Genomic DNA, 17,317 nt, shown 5'->3' with positions numbered 1-17,317 from the left:
CGGGAGTGGACCGGTCACCGGGAAGTTCGAAGTGCGAGAGGCACGAGATGTGTGATCCGGCTCCCGGGCTCCGGCCCGAGCCGGTCACCGGGGGGTTTCGATGTGTGGTCTGAGCGGTGAGCTCCGGTTCGACGGCCGCCCGGCGGACGTCGCCGCCGTGGCCCGGATGAGCGACGTGATGCACGACAGGGGGCCCGACGGGGCGGGCCTGTGGTCGCTGGGGCCGGTCGCCCTCGGCCACCGGCGCCTGAGGATCATCGACCTGTCGGACCGGGGCGCCCAGCCGATGGTGGACAGCGACCTCGGCCTGACGGGGGTCTTCAACGGGTGCCTGTACAACTACCGCGAGCTGCGCGAGGAACTGGAGGGCCTGGGCTACCGCTTCTTCTCCACCTCCGACACCGAGGTGCTGGTGAAGTCCTTCCACCACTGGGGGACCGGCTGCGTCGACCGCTTCAAGGGCATGTTCGCCTTCGCGGTCGCCGAGCGCGACACCGGCAGGCTCACGCTCGGCCGCGACCGGCTGGGGATCAAGCCCCTCTACGTCACCCAGGACGCCGACCGGCTGCGCTTCGCCTCGTCGCTGCCCGCGCTGCTCGCCGGGGGAGGGGTGGACACCGGCATCGACCGGGTCGCCCTGCACCACTACATGACCTTCCACTCGGTGGTGCCCGCCGAGCGCACCATCCTCGCCGGGGTGCGCAAGCTCCCCCCGGCCACCGTGCGCACCGTCGAGCCCGGCGGGACCGTCGTCGACCACCTCTACTGGGAGCCGCCCTACAGCCGGTCGGCCCTGCCCGAGTACGCCGGGCTGACCGCGGACGAGTGGGGCGAGGCCGTGCTCGACCGGCTGCGGGTGGCCGTACGCAGGCGCATGGTCGCGGACGTGCCCGTGGGCGTGCTGCTCTCCGGGGGCCTGGACTCCAGCCTGATCGTCGCGCTGCTGGCCGAGGAGGGGCAGGCGGGCCTGTCGACCTTCAGCATCGGGTTCTCCTCGGCGGGCGGGGAGCGGGGGGACGAGTTCGCCTACTCCGACCTGGTCGCCAGGGAGTTCGGCACCGGCCACCAGCGCATCCCCGTCGACGACGCCCGCCTGCTGCCCGCCCTGGAGCACGCGGTGCGGGCCATGAGCGAGCCGATGGTCAGCCACGACTGCGTCGCCTTCCACCTGCTGTCGGAGGAGGTCTCCAAACGCGTCAAGGTCGTCCAGTCCGGCCAGGGCGCCGACGAGGTGTTCGCCGGCTACAGCTGGTACCCGCCGCTCGCCGGTGTGCCGCGCGAGGACGCCGCCGCCGCGTACGAGAGGGGGTTCTTCGACCGCTCCCACGGGACGCTGGGCGCGATCCTGTCTCCCGAGTACATGCTGGAGGAGGACGTCAGCGGCGACTTCGTCCGGCGCCACCTCGCGCGGCCCGGCGCCGACACCGCGCTCGACGCGGCGCTGCGCCTGGACACGAACGTCATGCTCGTCGACGACCCGGTCAAGCGCGTGGACAACATGACCATGGCCTTCGGGCTGGAGGCCAGGACCCCGTTCCTCGACCACGAGCTGGTCGAGCTGGCGGCGGCCTGCCCGCCCGAGCTCAAGCTCGCCTCCGGCGGCAAGGGCGTGCTGAAGGACGCCGCCCGCAAGCTGCTGCCCGCCGAGGTCGTCGACCGGCCCAAAGGATACTTTCCGGTCCCGGCGATCAAGCACATCCACGGCCCGTTCCTGGAGCTCGTCAGGGACGCGCTCACCGGGCGGGCCGCGAGGTCACGGGGCCTGTTCGACCAGCCGTACGTCGACAAGCTGCTCGCGGCACCGGACGAGCATCGCACTACCCTGGGTGCCAACGCGTTGTGGCAACTCGGACTCCTGGAGCTGTGGTTGCAGGCACAAGGAGTTTGATGACCGAAATTCTTGGCGCCCGTTCTCGCCCCTCGATGGGCACGGGCCTGACCGCCTGGAGCTGCCGGGCGCCCGCGCTGGCGCCCGACCTGAGCGCCGTCGCCTTCGTCGGCGACCGGGACGGCTCGCCGCGCGTCTGGATCCAGCCCCTCGGCGGGGAGCTGGAGTCGTGGCTCCCTGGAGAGAGCCCGGAGGACCTCCAGGGGGACCTTCAGGAGGACCTTCGGGAGCCGGAGGCCTGGCCGGTCGACACGGGCCCCGAGCCCGTCGCCGACGTGAGCTGGTCCCCCGACGCCCGGCGGCTCGCCGTCCTCGTCGTGCCGGGCGGCGGTGAGCACACTCAGGTCTGGACGGTGCGGCCCGACGGCGGCGACCTGCGCCCGCTGGCCGCCCCCGAGGGCGGGTCGGCGTCGTTCGTACGCTGGACCGGCCAGGGGGAGATCCTCCTCGTCGCGGAGGTCTCCTCGTCGGGCCGTACGGACGCGGTGCTGATCGACGCGGCCTCGGGAAACCGGGAGGTCATCGCGGGCGGGGCACTCCTGCACCCGGCGGCGGTCAGCCGCGACCACCGGCGGATGCTGCTGCGCCGCGGCCCGCGCGGCGTGCGCCGGATGTACGTGGCCGACCTTCCCGTCCTGCCCGGTGATCCCGGTGCTCTTGTCTCCGGTTCGTCCCATCCCGATGGTCTCGTCTCAGGCTCGTCCCATCCCGGGGGGTTCGTCTCGGATCCTTCCCATACCGGCGCCCTCGCCCCCGGCCTCTCCCATCCCGGAGATCTTCCCCCGGACCAGTCCGGTGGGCTTCCCGCCGACCTTCCCGTCGTGATCCGCCTCGATCTCCCTCCCGGCGATCCCCACGACGTCCCGCCGGGGCTTCCCGCCGACGCTCCCGCCGGGATCCGTTTCGACCTTCCCACGGGCCATCTCTCCGACGTCCCGCCCGGCCTCCCCGCGAGCCTTCCCGACGAGGCCGCGGGCGACCTGCCGGGCCACGGGGAGCGGCCGCTGCTGGCCGGGCTGACCGGCACCACCGACTACGGGATCCTCTCTCCCGACGGGACGACCGCCTACCTGCTGTCCGACGTCGGCCGCGACCGGGCCGCGCTGGTCGCGGTGGGCGAGGACGGGGCGGGCGTCGTGCTGGCCGCGCGTCCCGACGCCGAGCTGGACCAGTTCGCGCTGAGCGCCGACGGACGTCTCGCCGTCCTGGTGTGGAACGACTCCGGCCGGTCGGAGCTGGAGGTGATCGAGACGGCCACCGGCCACACGCGCCCGCTCCCGCCCCTGCCCGCCGAGGTGGTGTCCTCGATCAGGGTGTCCCTGGACGGCAGCCTGGCCGTCCTGGCTGCCGAAGGGCCCGGCCACCCCTCCCACGTGCTGCTCTGCGACCTGGCGACCGGCGGCTACCGGCGGATCGCGGGCTCCGGGCGGATCCCCGGCGCGGCCGGAGCCGAGCTGGTGCGCTTCCAGGCGGGCGACGGCATGGAGCTGACCGGCTGGCTCTACCGGGTCCCCGGCGCCCGGGGCCCGGCGCCCTTCGTCGTCTACCTGCACGGCGGTCCCGAGAGTCAGGAGAGGCCCACCTTCAACCCGCTGTTCCAGAACCTCCTCGCCGCCGGGATCGGGGTGCTCGCCCCGAACATCCGCGGCTCGTCGGGGTTCGGGCGGGCCTTCCGCAACGCCGACAACCACGCCCTCCGCTTCGACGCGATCAACGACGTCGCCGACTGCGCCCTGGAACTGGCGCGGGCGGGCCTCGCCGACCCGGCCAGGATCGCGTGCATGGGCCGCTCGTACGGCGGCTACCTGACGCTGGCCGCCCTCGTCACCCACCCGCGCCTCTTCCGCGCCGGGGTCGACGTCTGCGGCATGGCCGACTTCGAGACCTTCTACGAGCGGACCGAGCCGTGGATCGCCGCGGCGGCCGTCAGCGAGTACGGCCACCCCGTCGCCGACCGCGACCTGCTGCGGGCCCTGTCGCCCCTGCACTCCTTCGACCGGCTGGCCGCCCCGCTGCTGATCGTGCACGGCGCCCGCGACACCAACGTCCCCCTGTACGAGGCCGAGCAGGCGCTCCAGGCGGCACGGGCCCGCGACGTGCCCTGCGAGCTCCTGCTGTTCGAGGACGAGGGACACGAGATCCGGCAGATCGCCAACCGGGTGACCTTCGTCAAGAACGTCGTCGAATGGCTCGGATGGCACCTGGCGGTCCCCGACCGTCCCTCCCCGCTCGGCCCGTCCGGCCCGCCTCGGTGACAATGGCGACATGCCACGTACGGAAACACCGTGGGGCCCGTGGGAACCGGCTTCACTGGCCGAGGTCGTCGAGCTGTTCCAACGGCTGAGGACACCCTGGTGGATCGGCGGGGGATACGCGATCGAGCTGGAGGTCGGCCACGCCTACCGCGAGCACGCGGACATCGACGTGGGTCTGCTCCGCCGTGACCAGGCCACGGCGCGCGGGCTGCTCGCGGGATGGGACTGCTGGGCCGCCGACCCGCCGGGCACGCTGCGCCCATGGCCGCCGGACGAGATCCTTCCCGTCGGCGTACACGACATCTGGGTCCGCGAGGACCCGGAAGGGCCGTGGCGGATCCAGCTGATGCTCGACGAGGCCGACGGGCACGACTGGGTCTACCGGCGAGACCCGAGGATCCGCCGCCCGCTGGCGTCGCTCACGGTCGCCGAGGACGGCTTCTCGCGTATCGCGCCGGAGATCCAGCTCCTGTACAAGGCCAAGGGACGACGCCCCAAGGACGAGCGTGACCTCGCCGAGGTCCTGCCCCGGCTGGACGAGGCGCGGAGGGCCTGGCTGGACGAGGCCCTGGCGACCGAGCACGGCACCCACCCCTGGCGCGATCGTCTCCGCCCTCGGGGGTGAAGACGATCGCTGTGGAGCGGGATGCCGGAAAGGGCGCGACAGCCAGGCCGCCCCTTGCCCGGCCGTGCTGGGAAGGCGGGCCAGGAAGGGAGTCACCTGCCGTCGCGCCCCGCTCGTGGGTGGACCTGGGGGAAACCGGTCGCCGAGGAGCGGGGTGCGCCCTCTCGGTTCAGGGCCGGGTGGCGCCGTGGGCGAGCGCCTCCAGGGGGTTGGCCAGTACCTCGGAGAAGGCGAGCTCGGCCGCGCCGGTCAGGGTGACGTCGTCACCGAGCGCCGAGGTGCGGAGCCGTACCCTCTCCCGGGAGATCACCAGCACATTGGCCTCGACCCGGCTGTGCACCTGGGCCGCCGCGCCCCGGTAGACCCCGCGCAGCATCCCGCCGAAGATCACCAGGCCGGGGTTGAAGAGGTTGATCAGGTTCGCCACCCCGATGCCGAGCCAGTCGCCGATCCGGCGCAGCGCGTCCTGGGCCGCGACGTCCCCGCGACCGGCGGCCTCCACCACGGCCCTCGCGCCCTCGCGCCCTGACAGCTCCGAGGAGCGTCCGGCGGCGTCGATCAGGGCCTGCTCGCCGACCTCCGCCTCCAGGCAGCCGCGCGAGCCGCACCCGCAGGGCCGCCCGTTGTACGGGTTCACCATCATGTGCCCGAGCTCGCAGCCGTACCCGCCGTCGCCGTCGAGCAGCTTGCCGCCGACGATGATCCCGCCGCCCACGCCGACGTCCCCGTGCAGGTAGACCAGGTTCTGGAAACCGACGCCCACCCCGCGCTCGTGCTCGGCCAGCGCGCCCAGGTGGGCCTCGTTGCCCACCGCCACCGGCAGCCCGAGTCCCAGCCGGTGGCCGAGCTCGGTGCCGAAGGCCTGGTCCACCCAGCCCATGTTCGGCCCGAAGCGCACCATCCCGTCACCGGGCCTGATCATGCCGCAGTAGGCCGCGCCGACCCCGACGCACACCGCGTCCGAGGGGGCCGCGCGGTACATCTCGCGGGCGAACCCGGCGAGGGTGCCGACCACGTCGGCGAGGTCGGCCCCGGCGCGCGGCCGGACCGCCTCCCTGCGGTCCAGGACCGTTCCGCCCAGCCCGACCCTGGCCGCGACCAGCCGGTCCACCCGGACGTCGAAGGCCAGCGCGTAGACCCGGCCCTCCGGGCGGACCACCAGCGACGGCCGGCCCGCCCTGCCGGTGTCCTTGGGGAGTTCCTCGCGGACCAGGCCCGCCGAGGTGAGCTCCCCGGTCAGCCCCATGATCGTGCTGCGGTTCAGGCCCATCCGGTCGGCCAGTTCCGTACGGGACAGCGGGCCGCCCAGGTGCACGTGCCGGAGCAGAGCGCCAAGGTTGTGCTGGCGGATCTCCTCCTGGGACCGACCGGCTTTCAGCATCGTGGGGATCCTGACGACTCGTGGCTTGCCATCGTTGCGCGCCGCGACGGCGGGGACGGGCGGCCACGCCGGCCGGCGGCACTGGAACAGATCCTGTCACACCGGGAGAGCAGCGGCCGGTGGCCGCGGGAGTATTTCCTCGTTGCCCCGGCCGGTGTGCTCTCCCGTACCGCCGGACGCCACCCGTCGCCGCGCGCCCGGCCGTTCCCGTGGAGGAGCGTGGAGAAGCGGGTATCACCAGAAGACGCCGAGTTCCCGTTCGCAGAACGCGCCCCCCACCAGGTTCTGGACCGGGTCGGTGAGGTCGGGCTCGCCGAACTCGGCCAGCAGCTCCGGGGCGTGCGACTCGGCGTCGTCCTGCGGGACGTAGCCGAGGGCGCGGGCCGCGTCGAGCGACCACCAGCGGCGGGTGTTCGCCGAAACGCCCCACACGAGGTGAAAGCCCCGGGCGGTGAGGGACGCCTCGACGAGCCGGGCGCAGTCGTCGTACGACAGCCAGGTCGACAGCGCCCGGAGGTCGCGGGGCCGTTCGGCGCACGAGCCCAGCCGGATCGCCACGACGTTCGTCGCGAACCGGTCGTGGTAGAGACGGCCGAGCGCCTCCATCGCGGCCTTGCTGAAGCCGTAGTAGGTGTCCGGCCTGGGGGAGAGGCCGTCGGGGGCGTCCGGGCGGGGATGGAACCCGGCCGCGTGGTGGCTGCCGACGAGCACGACCTGCCGGACGTCCGCCCGGCGGGCCGCGTCCAGGAGCACCTGCGTGCCGTGGACGTTGACGCGCAGGATGTCCGCCCACGGATGCTCGCGGCTCAGCCCGCCCAGGTGGACGACCGCGTCGACGCCGTCCATCGCCTCCGCCATCGCGCTCTCGTCGGTCAGGTCGGCGAGGACCGTCTCCTCGCCGGCCCGGCCGTCCGCGACCGGGACGACGTCGGCGAGCCGCAGCACCCGGCCGGGCCTGGCGAGCCGTGGCCGGAGCGCGGTCGCCACCGCGCCGGCCGCGCCGGTGAGGAGGATCCGCACGTCAGAGCGCCTCCTGCCGGAAGAGCTCGACGATACGGCGAGCCGCCTCGCTGAGCACCGCCACGACCTGCGCGTGATGTGTCTCGTCGAGCCGCACCAGCGGGACGGACGCGCTGATCGCGTCGGTCACCGGCGAGCTGTAGAGGAGCGGCACCGCGACGCAGCCCAGGCCGGGGGTGTTCTGCTCCTTCTCGTCCGCGTAGCCGCGCAGCCGGGCGTCCTCCAGCTCCCGCAGCAGGTCAGGGCGGCTGGTCACGGTGTGCTTGGTCAGCGGTGCGAGGACGTCGGGGATGTGCCGCTCGCCGTCGTCGCGCATGGACAGGACCGCGCGGCCCAGCGCGGTCGCCCAGGCGGGCTGCCGGCGGCCCACGCGGGAGGTGAACCGCAGGTGGTGCAGGGATTCGCGGCTGGCGAGGTAGACCACGTCGGCCCCGTCGAGGCGGGCCAGGTGGACGGTCTCGTTGATCTCGGCGCGGACCTGTTCGAGCACCACCGCCGCCGCCCGGACGACGGGATCGCGGTCCAGGTAGGAGGTGCCGACCAGCAGGGCCCGTACCCCGATGGAGTACGTGATGCCGTGCCGGTCGGTCTCGACCCAGCCTCTGCCGATCAGGGTCCGCAGCAGCATGTAGAGGCTTGACTTCGGATAGCTGAGATCCCGTTGGAGCTCGGTGAGCGTGACGGGCCGATCGGCACGGGCCAGCGCTTCGAGCACCCCGATCGTCCGATCGGCTGATTTGACGGGAAGTCTCTCGGCCGGCTGTTCACCTGTTGACAACCCACACCCCTCACCTACGGCCTCATACGTCTATTGACAGCTTTGTTAGCAATTTTTACAGTTGCGACACGTTGTTCACAACCTAGACCATTGTTTACATATGTGAATGGAGTGGTAGATGCCCGCCCCCCGACGCGTCATCGCCGGGCTCACCCTGCTCCTGTTCGCCACCACGGCGTGCGGATCAGAGACGAAGTCCGAGGTCGCCGGCCTGGAACTGTGGACCAGATCCACGCCGGCCTCCGCGGAGGTCTACAAGAAGGTCATCGCGGCCTACACCGCCAAGACCGGGGTGAAGGTCACCTACGTCCCGATCTACGAGAACTTCGAGAACAAGATCCAGGAGGCCGCCGCCGCCAGGGACCTGCCCGACGTCGTCATCAACGACGTCAGCCTGCTCGGCACCGGCCTGTCCCAGGGCCTGATCACCCCGGTCGACCGCGCCGGCATCGCGGGCGCCGGCGACACCCTGGACCGGGCCTGGAACCAGGCCAGGGCGGCGGACGGCAAGTACTACGGCGTCCCGTTCTCCACCCAGGCCGTGGCCACGTTCATCCGCAAGGACTGGCGAGAGAAGCTCGGCAGGGACGTTCCCAGGACCTGGGCCGAGCTCGACGCCCTCGCCAAGGCGTTCCAGAACGACGACCCGGACGGCAACGGCAAGGACGACACCTACGGCATGCTCGTCCCCGCCTCCACCGAACGCGGCTACACCGCCTGGTGGGCCTCCTCCTACCTGTGGCAGGGCGGCGGCGACTTCCTCACCGAGTCCGGCGGCAGGTTCACCCCCGCCATCGACCAGCCCAAATCGGTCGAGGCGGTGAAGTGGATGCAGGACCTGTTCTGCGAGGACAAGGTCGTGGTCCCCGGCGCCCTCACCCTCATCACCGACGACGCCCACCCCTTCTTCGAGACCGGCAAGGCCGGCGTCTACCTCACCGGCCCCTGGATGATGGGCCGCTTCGACAAGAGCCTCGGCAAGGACAAGTACGAGGTCATCGCCTCCCCGGCCGGTCCCGCCGGGCAGGGCGTGCTGGGCGAGGGCGAGAACATCTACCTCATGGCCGGCTCGAAGCTCGGGCCCCAGCAGAAGCGGCTCGCCGAGTTCCTCATCAGCCCCGAGGGCCAGCGGATCGGCATGAACACCGACCAGCCGAACCCGGTGGTCCGCCTCCCGGTCAACACGACCGTCGACGTCGTCGCCGAGCGCAAGGACGAGCGCTGGGAGACGATCAAGGAGATCTACCGGGACAACGGACGGCTGTTCCCGCAGGTGCCGAACTGGACCCCGCTGCGCCAGCAGGCGGCGGAGACCCTCAACTCGATCTTCGCCAACTGCGGCGCCGACGTCCAGGCCGAACTCACCAGGCTGGCGGGCTCGTTCAAGACAGAGCTGGCCAGGCAGAAGGCCGGCTGATGACGCTGACCACGTCCCGCCCCCGTGCCGCCTCACGGGGCACGGGGGCCTCCCCGCGCCGCCGCGGGCCCGGCCCCCGGCTGCTGCCCTGGCTGTTCCTGGCCCCCGCGCTGATCCTCTTCCTGTACTTCAAGTACATCCCGATGACCAAGGGGGTCTGGCTCAGCTTCTTCAAGGTCCAGCCCTTCCTCGGCGACGAGTGGGTCGGCCTGGACAACTACCGCCAGGTCTTCACCGACGAGAGCTTCCGCGCGGCGATCGGCCACACCCTCTATCTGGCCGTGGTGCAGACGGGCGGCGCCATGCTCATCGGGTTCTGCCTGGCCCTGCTGCTGGAGGGCAGGGCCCGCACGCTGTGGTTCGTCCGCTCGGCCGCGTTCCTGCCCGTCGTCTCGGCGATCGCCGTGGTCGGCGAGGTCTGGCGGCTGCTCTACTTCCCCGCCCCGGACGGCATGCTCAACAGCGTGCTCGGCTGGTTCGGGCTCGCCCCGCAGGGCTTCCTGGACGACCCCGGCTCCGCGCTGTGGTGGGTGAGCGTCGTCGGCATCTGGAAGCACGCCCCCTACGACATGATGATCATCCTTGCGGGTCTCGCCGGGATCGACCGGCAACTCTACGAGCAGGCCGCCCTAGACGGCGCGAGCCTGCGGCAGCGCGTCCGCTTCGTCACCCTGCCCGCGCTGCGGCCGGTCGTCACCATCCTCGTCACCCTCGCGTGCATCCGGGGCCTGCGGATCTTCACCGAGGTGTTCGTGCTGACCGCGGGCGGCCCCGCCGGCTCCACCGACGTCGTCATGACCCGCATCTACACCCTCGGCTTCCAGTCCGGCGACATCGGGTTCGCCTCGGCAGCCTCGGTCCTGCTGTTCCTCGGCATTCTCGCCCTGACCGTCTGCGTCACCCTCTACCGCGGGCGAAAGGAGATCTGATGTTCGAGACCACGCTCGGCTGGGGCTGGGGAAGGAGACATCCCGTCGCCACGGGCCTGCGCCTCCTGCTCTACGTGATCGTCCTCGTCGTCTTCTGCGGGCCGCTCGTCTCGGTGTTCGCCGGCGCGTTCGACAGCGCCGCCGATCCCAGCAGGATGTCCCTCTACCCCCGCGACCCGACCCTGGAGAACTTCCGGGTCGCCGCCGGGCAGGGCCTGTGGCGGTACTTCCTCAACTCCGTCGTGATCGCGGGCGGCGCGCTGCTGCTGCAGGTGAGCGTCAGCGTGTTCGCCGCCTACGCCCTGGCGCGCAAGAGGTTCCGCGGGCAGGCGCTCGTACTGCTGGCGATCCTGTCGACCATGATGCTCCCCGAGGAGGTCATCGCGATCCCGCTGTCCCTGGTCATCGGGGACCTGCCCGGCCTGGGCCTCGACCTGCGCGGCACCGTGCTCGGCGTGGTCCTCCCCCTGGGGGGCTGGGGTTTCTCCATCTTCGTGCTCAGCGAGTTCATGAAGGAGATCCCCCGCCAGCTGGAGGAGGCGGCCCGCTGCGACGGCGCGAGCGAGCTGCGGATCTTCGGGCAGATCATCCTGCCGCTCTGCAAACCGGCCATCGGCGTCATCGTCATCTTCGGCTTCAACATGATCTGGGACCAGTATCTCCTGCCCCTGATCGTCGCCCGCACCCCCGACGACTACACCCTGACGGTGGCGCTCGCCTCCCTGCGCTCCGACCCGCTCGTCGGGCCCGGCGCGCTGCTCGCCGGAGCCCTCCTCGCCCTGTTGCCCAGTTTGATCGTCTATCTGGCGTTCCAGCGCACGTTCCTCTCGGGACTGGTCGCCGGCGCCGTGAAGGGTTGAAAACCTTGGACCTCGATGGTGTCCTCTTCTTTCCCGTCACCCCGTTCGGCCCCGGCGGCGAGCCGAACCTCCCGGTGCTGGCCGAACACGTGGGGAACGGGGTCACGGCGGGAGCCGGCGCGGTGTTCGCCGCGTGCGGCACCGGGGAGTTCCACGCCCTCGCCCCCGCCGAGTACGGCCGGATCGTCCGGGAGAGCGTGAACGCGACCGGCGGACGGGTACCCGTGGTGACCGGGACCGGCGGCGCGCTGCCCCTGGCCCGCGAGTTCGCCGCCCAGGCCACCGCGCAGGGCGCCGACGGGCTGCTGCTGCTGCCTCCCTACCTGATCGGCGCGCCACCGGCCGGGCTCGTCGCCTACGTCCGGCAGGTGGCGGCCTCCACCGACCTGCCGATCATCGTCTACCAGCGGGGCGGCGCCCGGTTCACCCCCGGCTCCGTCGCCGAGCTCGCCACCATCCCCAACGTGGTCGGTTTCAAGGACGGCCTGGGCGACCTCGACCTGCTCCAGCGGATCATCCTGGCGGTCGACCGGCCCGGCTTCACCTTCTTCAACGGCCTGCCCACGGCCGAGATGACCGTCCTGTCCTACCGCGGCCTCGGTGTCGACCTCTACTCCAGCGCCGTGTTCTGCTTCGCCCCCGAGATCGCGCTCGCCTTCCACAAGGCCCTCACCGCCCGCGACGACACGCTCGTCACAGACCTGCTCAGGGAGTTCTACGGGCCGCTCGTCGAGCTGCGCGACCTCGTCCCGGGCTACGCCGTCTCGCTGGTCAAGGCCGGGGTACGGCTGCGCGGCCTGGACGCGGGAGCGGTCAGGCCGCCACTGGTCGACGCCGCACCCGAGCACGTCGACCTCCTCGGGGAACTGATCCACACCGGCCTGCGCATCGTGGGGGCGTGACCACGTGACCATGCTGATCAGCGAAATCATCGTCACGCCCGTCGCGTTCCGGGACCCGCCGCTGCTGAACGCCGCGGGGGTGCACCAGCCCTGGGCGCTGCGCACGATCGTCGAGGTGCGCACCGGCGACGGCCTCAGCGGGCTCGGCGAGACCTACGGCGACCTCGCCCACCTCACGAAGGTCCGGGCCGCCGCCCGGCGGCTCGTCGGAATCGACGTCCACCACCACCACGCCCTCTACGCGGCCGTCGGCCAGGTCGTCGGCGGCGACGTCGTGACCGACAAGCACGGCCTGACCGGGGTCGCGACCAGGGAGAAGACCCTCGACCGGGTGTTCTCCCCGTTCGAGGTCGCCTGCCTGGACATCCGGGGCAAGGCCCTCGGCCGTCCCGTCTGCGACCTGCTCGGCGGACCCGTCCGGGACAGGGTGCCCTACAGCGCCTACCTGTTCTACAAGTGGGCCGCGCACCCCGGCGAGCCCGGCGACGAGTTCGGGGCCGCGCTCGACGCCGACGGCCTGGTCGCCCAGGCGCGGAGGTTCGTCGAGGAGTACGGCTTCCGGTCGATCAAACTCAAGGGCGGCGTCTTCCCGCCCGACGTGGAGGTCGACGCGGTCCTCGCGCTGAGGGAGGCGTTCCCGGACGCCGCGCTGAGGATCGACCCGAACGGGGCGTGGTCGGTGCCCACCTCGATCGACGTCGGCCGCAAACTGGCCGGGACGATCGACTACCTGGAGGACCCGACGCCCGGGCTCGCCGGGATGGCCGAGGTGGCGGCGCGGGTCCCGATGCCGCTGGCCACGAACATGTGCGTCGTCACCTTCGAGCACCTGCCGGCCGCCGTCCGGGAGGGGGCCGTCGGCGTGCTGCTGTCCGACCACCACTACTGGGGCGGGCTGGTCCGCAGCACCCAGCTCGCCCGCCTCTGCGCCACCTTCGGCCTGCAGCTGTCCATGCACTCCAACTCCCACCTCGGGATCAGCCTCGCCGCGATGACCCATCTCGCCGCGGCCGTGCCGAACCTCGCCCACGCCTGCGACACCCACACGCCCTGGCAGGCCGGGCAGGACGTCGTCGGGCCGGGCGCGCTGCGGTTCGTCGACGGCTCCGTCCCCGTGCCGGCCGGACCGGGACTGGGGGTGGAACTCGACCGCGACGCCCTGGGCGCGATGCACGAGCAGTACCTCGCCTGCGGGCTCACCGAACGAGACGACACCTCCTACATGCGGACGTTCCAGCCGGACTTCTCCCCGGTACGGCCCCGATGGTGACCGGGAAAGTGATCTACGCCTACCCCTGGGACGTCGTCGGGGACCCCGCCGCCCCCGAACGCCTCGCCCGGCTCGGCGCGGACACGGTGGCGCTGGCCGCCTCGTACCACTCGGTGCGGGCGGCCACCCCGTTCCACCCCGCCCACCGGCTCGTCGAGGCCGGGCCCGCCCTCTACGTCCCCGTCCGTACGGGCTCCTGGGGCAGGCTCGTCCCCGCCGCCCCCACCTGGACGGCCCCCGACGCGTTCGTCCAGGCCGCGGACGCGCTCCGCGCGGCGGGACTCGCCGTCCACGCCTGGACCATCCTCACCCACAACTCCCACCTCGGGACCGCCCACCCGTCCCTGGCCGTCCGGAACGCCTTCGGCGACCGCTACCCCTACGCCCTGTGCCCGTCCCACCCCGACGTCGTCGACTACTGCCGGACCCTGGTCCGGGAGATCGCCGAACTCGGCGCCCCCGACGGGTTCGTCCTTGAGGCGTGCGGCCCGCTCGGCGTCCGCCACGCCGGCACGCACGAGAAGACCGGCGGCGCCGACTGGACCCCGGTCCAGCTCGACCTCCTGTCCCTGTGTTTCTGCGGGGTCTGCGCCCGGCGCTACCCGGCGGGAACCCGCGAGCGGGTCCGGGCCGGGGTCGACATGGCCACCCCGTCGGTCGAGGCCGCCCTCGGCGATCTCGCCCCCGCCGTCCGGGAGCTGCGCGCCGGTCTCGGCCGGGACCTGCGGAGCGCGCTGCGGCTGGAGACCGCGGGCCTGCCGGTCACCCTGCACGCCAGCCCCCACCCCTGGGCCGCCGGTGCCTTCAGCCAGGTCTCCGCGGCCCCGAGCGCCGACGTCCTCGTCGCCAACTGCTGGGACGACCCCGCCTCAGGCGTCGGCCGCCTCCGGGGGCTTCGTGCCCTGGCGGCCCCCGGCACCCGTATCGGCGCGTCCGTCCTGGCCCTCCCACCCGGCACCCTGACCCCGGAAGCCCTGGCCGCCTACCGCTCGGCCGGGGCCGATGAGATCCACGTCTACCACGCGGGCCTGGCCTCCCGATCCCGTCTGGCCACGATCGCCGACACCCTGCGTTCCCTCGGACCCGGGGCGGGCCACAACGCGTGTCCGAATATCGCGAGACCCGGCGTGCCGTGACCTCCACGGCCTCCGGAGCTGGACCGTGTCACACCCGGTGAGACGGAGACGACGTCACGGCGGTACGGGAAAGGACGGCCATGTGACACCGGAATGACAGGCGCCGGTAGCCGGACGACCCGAACACGGTCCGTCCGGCCGTCCGGCGCCGGTGACCCGGCCACCGGCCGGACCTGACACCCCCCGCGGGCGACGCGCCCCTGCCACACTCGTGCGGACTCCGGCACCTTCGCGGGCGACGTCGTGCCCTGGCGCGCCCGCCGGGCGGACCCGGCACCCCCATGGGCGACGCGCGCCCTGACACGCCCCGGGGCGGACTCGCGCCCTCGCAAGCGACCCTTTCCGCATGCCCGCCGTACGGCCATCGCCGCAGCTCGGAGCGGTCGCGCGCCCTGTCGGCGCGAGCCTGCCCGGAAGTCTTCCGACCCCCGTCCGCGGCCCACCGGCGGCCCGGCGGCACACGCTCCGCAGGCCACGACCCCAATGGAGGATTGCCTCTTGTGTAACGGCGGGCGGCCATTTACGCTCCGCCATAGTTAGGAAAGCTTCCTAACGATTAGTTGCCCGGGTGAACGCCCCCCGCTCCTCACGGGGCATTCGCCCGCACCCCCCACCCCCCTCCGCCAGGAGTGCCGATGTTACGTAAGGTGCACCCCTCACCCCCCACGCAAGATCGTCCCAGGCGCCGCCGCTCGCTGGTGGCGGCCGCCGTGACGGTACTCACGATCGCCGTACCGTCGATGGCCGGCATGGCCCCCCAGGCCGCGACCGCCGCGACCGCCGCGAGCGGCGTGACCACGACAGCCCCCGCGACGAGTGTCAACGCGGCGATTCCCGACCTGACCAGCGCCAACCGCCGCGCGCCCGTCGCGGGGCTGCCGGACTGGAGCAAGGCGGGCTATCGCGGCGGCATGGCCCTGCCGGAGGCCGCCCAGGCCAGTCCCGACGCCGCCTGCCACATCACCTCGGCCGAACTCGCCGCCCAGTTCGGCGTACGGGCCGACGGCTCCGACGCCACCGGCGGCCTCCAGGCCGCGATCGACCGGATCCGGACCGCCTGCACCCCGGTGGCGGGCTACACCCGGCTGTCGTCCATCACCCTGCCCGAGGGCCGGATCACCGTCACCCGGCAGCTCGGCCTGGACGCCGACTACCTCGTGCTGAAGGGCGCGGGCATGGGCAGGACGATCCTCGCCTTCCGCCCGGACGCCAGCACCCGCTACGACACGCTCACCCCCGACGGGAGCGACTGGGACGAGGACGGCGCGACGCACGGCTCGGGCAAGGGCGGCTGGACCTGGCCCGGCCGCGGCCTGCTCCGCGTGCAGACGCGGGAGGTGGCGAGCAGGTACGCCGCCGAGTACGCCTCCGCGCCCGCCAACCGCGAGGACATCTTCGAGGGCAGCGTCAACCAGCACTGGGCCACCGGTGTCCCGCTGCGGGAGGCCTCGGCCGCCGGGACCAACGTGATCAGGCTGGCCGCCGGCACCGACATGAGCCGGTTCAAGGCCGGCGGCCACCTGTGGGTGGGCGCCGCCAACAGCGTCAAGTTCTACCAGCGGCAGACGGTCACCGACACCGCGCAGTACACGAACCTGCACATGCGGCAGCAGATCTTCCAGATCACCGCCGTCGACACCGGCGCCGGGAACGTCACCATCGACAAACCGCTGGAGTACGACCTCCCCCTCAACTCCACCTCCGACGGCTCCCCGGCCATCGACGGGACGGTCTACCCCAGCCGGGTCACCCCGCTCAAAGTCGTCCAGGGGGTCGGGATCGAGGACCTGACCATCACCCAGGACATGACCAACATGCCCAAGTTGGGCGGCGGCACCTACAACCTGAACCGGGCCGACGCCGTGCACGACTACGGGAACATGGCCCCCGAGTACGCCATGCACGGCATCGTGCTGAAGTGGGCGGCCAACAGCTGGATCCGCCGGGTCGGCACGGAGATGACCGGCTCGCACGCCGTGGTCACCGAGAGCGCGAAGAACATCCAGGTCCAGGAGTCGTCCTTCGACGGCTCGTGGAACAAGGGCAAGGGCGGCAACGGCTACTTCCGGGGCTCACGCGTCTGGGACTCCCTGTACGCCTACAACACCAGCCGGAACCTGCGCCACTTCACGTTCCAGTGGTCGGCCTCGAACAACGTCGTCGTCGGCAACGACTTCGACTCCGACCTCAACGTCCACGGCGGCTGGGAGCGGCGCAACCTGTTCGAGAACAACAGGGTGGCCGTGCCGTTCCAGCACGCCTCGAAGAACTGCCGTACCAACTGCGGCGACGAGGGTGGCGGCACGCCGGACGACTCCTCCTGGTGGCCGATCTGGTGGGCGGCCGGCCCGAAGGCGGCCAAGTGGTCGGGGTCGAGCGGCCCGCAGAACGTCTTCTACAACAACGACCTGACCAAGCAGACCACGCAGGGCGGGGCCTACCAGCCGTACTACGCCGACCGGCAGCGGATCTACCAGTTCGGCAGCTCCGCCTCGGACCCGTCGAAGTTCCAGCACCTCGCGGTCAACGGCGCCACCATCCCCGACTGGGCGAGCCGGGAGACGGTGAACTACACCGCCTCTCCGGGTTCCGGGGTCAACGCCACGATGACGGACGCCTCGGGCTCGCTCTTCCTCAGATCGGGTGGCGGTCCGGGCGACCCCGGTGACACCACCGCTCCCAGCGTGCCCGGTAGCCCGCGTTCGACGGGTACGACGTCGAGCAGCGTGTCGCTGGCCTGGAACGCGTCCACCGACAACGTCGGGGTGACCGGTTACGAGGTCTACCGGGGTGGCAGCCTGGTGGCGACGGTGACCGGCACCACGCACACCGACACCGGCCTGACGGCGTCGACCT

Annotated in this window: 12 protein-coding genes and 1 pseudogene; 10 read left to right on the top strand and 3 right to left on the bottom strand. The window is 72.1% G+C overall.

All coding sequences use genetic code 11. From position 1 onward, the window contains the following. Positions 1-100 precede the first annotated feature (100 nt). Genes ACSC1Q_RS37635 through ACSC1Q_RS37625 form a run of 3 tightly spaced genes read left to right on the top strand, consistent with a single transcriptional unit; the run spans position 101 to position 4,768 of the window. Positions 101-1,888, top strand: coding sequence for an N-acetylglutaminylglutamine amidotransferase (locus tag ACSC1Q_RS37635; RefSeq protein WP_436763507.1), 1,788 nt, complete (start codon positions 101-103; stop codon positions 1,886-1,888). Beyond that, the gene (locus ACSC1Q_RS37630; protein WP_436763506.1) at positions 1,888-4,143 is read left to right on the top strand and encodes a S9 family peptidase; all 2,256 of its coding nucleotides are present in this window, start codon (positions 1,888-1,890) and stop codon (positions 4,141-4,143) included. Before ACSC1Q_RS37635 ends, ACSC1Q_RS37630 begins: the two co-directional genes overlap by 1 nt. A gap of 10 nt (positions 4,144-4,153) precedes the next feature. Then, positions 4,154-4,768: a nucleotidyltransferase domain-containing protein gene (locus ACSC1Q_RS37625; RefSeq protein ID WP_436763505.1), complete on the top strand. Its 615-nt coding sequence runs from the start codon at positions 4,154-4,156 to the stop codon at positions 4,766-4,768. Between the two features lie 169 nt (positions 4,769-4,937). Here ACSC1Q_RS37625 and ACSC1Q_RS37620 read toward each other — a convergent pair whose 3' ends face one another. From ACSC1Q_RS37620 to ACSC1Q_RS37610, 3 genes are all read right to left on the bottom strand, one after another. Then, entirely contained in the window at positions 4,938-6,149 is a 1,212-nt protein-coding gene (locus tag ACSC1Q_RS37620; protein ID WP_436763504.1) for an ROK family transcriptional regulator, read from the bottom strand. 234 nt (positions 6,150-6,383) lie between these two features. Further along, on the bottom strand, positions 6,384-7,169 hold the full coding sequence (locus tag ACSC1Q_RS37615) for an NAD-dependent epimerase/dehydratase family protein (RefSeq protein WP_436763503.1): 786 nt from the start codon (positions 7,167-7,169) through the stop codon (positions 6,384-6,386). A gap of 1 nt (position 7,170) precedes the next feature. Continuing rightward, complete coding sequence (locus ACSC1Q_RS37610) at positions 7,171-7,947, bottom strand: IclR family transcriptional regulator (RefSeq protein ID WP_436763502.1); 777 nt, start codon at positions 7,945-7,947, stop codon at positions 7,171-7,173. Between the two features lie 118 nt (positions 7,948-8,065). Between ACSC1Q_RS37610 and ACSC1Q_RS37605 the strand changes: the two genes are divergently transcribed. From ACSC1Q_RS37605 to ACSC1Q_RS37575, 7 genes and pseudogenes are all read left to right on the top strand, one after another. Next, positions 8,066-9,364 carry an ABC transporter substrate-binding protein gene (locus tag ACSC1Q_RS37605; RefSeq protein ID WP_436763501.1) on the top strand — a complete coding sequence of 433 codons (1,299 nt, stop codon included), beginning with the start codon at positions 8,066-8,068 and terminating at the stop codon, positions 9,362-9,364. Further along, entirely contained in the window at positions 9,364-10,293 is a 930-nt protein-coding gene (locus ACSC1Q_RS37600) for a carbohydrate ABC transporter permease (RefSeq protein WP_436763500.1), read from the top strand. The genes ACSC1Q_RS37605 and ACSC1Q_RS37600 overlap by 1 nt, the downstream gene beginning before the upstream one ends. Further along, positions 10,293-11,153 (top strand): carbohydrate ABC transporter permease, encoded by an 861-nt coding sequence (locus ACSC1Q_RS37595; RefSeq protein ID WP_436763499.1) that lies wholly within the window; start codon positions 10,293-10,295, stop codon positions 11,151-11,153. The genes ACSC1Q_RS37600 and ACSC1Q_RS37595 overlap by 1 nt, the downstream gene beginning before the upstream one ends. A gap of 5 nt (positions 11,154-11,158) precedes the next feature. Next, a complete protein-coding gene (locus ACSC1Q_RS37590; RefSeq protein ID WP_436763498.1) occupies positions 11,159-12,055 on the top strand; it encodes a 5-dehydro-4-deoxyglucarate dehydratase in 897 nt (298 codons plus the stop codon). Positions 12,056-12,065: 10 nt separating this feature from the next. Beyond that, positions 12,066-13,325, top strand: a complete 1,260-nt coding sequence (locus ACSC1Q_RS37585) for a glucarate dehydratase family protein (RefSeq protein ID WP_436763497.1) — start codon at positions 12,066-12,068, stop codon at positions 13,323-13,325. Next, positions 13,322-14,461, top strand: coding sequence for an alpha-amylase family protein (locus ACSC1Q_RS37580; protein WP_436763496.1), 1,140 nt, complete (start codon positions 13,322-13,324; stop codon positions 14,459-14,461). The genes ACSC1Q_RS37585 and ACSC1Q_RS37580 overlap by 4 nt, the downstream gene beginning before the upstream one ends. A gap of 635 nt (positions 14,462-15,096) precedes the next feature. After that, positions 15,097-17,317: pseudogene (locus tag ACSC1Q_RS37575) on the top strand (hypothetical protein); the annotation flags it as partial.

Source organism: Streptosporangium heterodermiicola, assembly GCF_051390675.1.
In the GTDB taxonomy this organism is placed as follows: Bacteria; Actinomycetota; Actinomycetes; order Streptosporangiales; family Streptosporangiaceae; genus Streptosporangium.
This window is presented reverse-complemented; position numbering and strand designations above follow the sequence as displayed.

What these genes read in the sequence shown, in the direction of transcription:
- ACSC1Q_RS37605 (WP_436763501.1), top strand. Translation starts at nt 8,066, where the DNA reads ATGCCCGCCCCCCGACGCGTCATCGCCGGGCTCACCCTGCTCCTGTTC.
- ACSC1Q_RS37585 (WP_436763497.1), top strand. Translation starts at nt 12,066, where the DNA reads ATGCTGATCAGCGAAATCATCGTCACGCCCGTCGCGTTCCGGGACCCG.
- ACSC1Q_RS37630 (WP_436763506.1), top strand. Translation starts at nt 1,888, where the DNA reads ATGACCGAAATTCTTGGCGCCCGTTCTCGCCCCTCGATGGGCACGGGC.
- ACSC1Q_RS37595 (WP_436763499.1), top strand. Translation starts at nt 10,293, where the DNA reads ATGTTCGAGACCACGCTCGGCTGGGGCTGGGGAAGGAGACATCCCGTC.
- ACSC1Q_RS37600 (WP_436763500.1), top strand. Translation starts at nt 9,364, where the DNA reads ATGACGCTGACCACGTCCCGCCCCCGTGCCGCCTCACGGGGCACGGGG.
- ACSC1Q_RS37635 (WP_436763507.1), top strand. Translation starts at nt 101, where the DNA reads ATGTGTGGTCTGAGCGGTGAGCTCCGGTTCGACGGCCGCCCGGCGGAC.
- ACSC1Q_RS37625 (WP_436763505.1), top strand. Translation starts at nt 4,154, where the DNA reads ATGCCACGTACGGAAACACCGTGGGGCCCGTGGGAACCGGCTTCACTG.
- ACSC1Q_RS37620 (WP_436763504.1), bottom strand. Translation starts at nt 6,149, where the DNA reads ATGCTGAAAGCCGGTCGGTCCCAGGAGGAGATCCGCCAGCACAACCTT.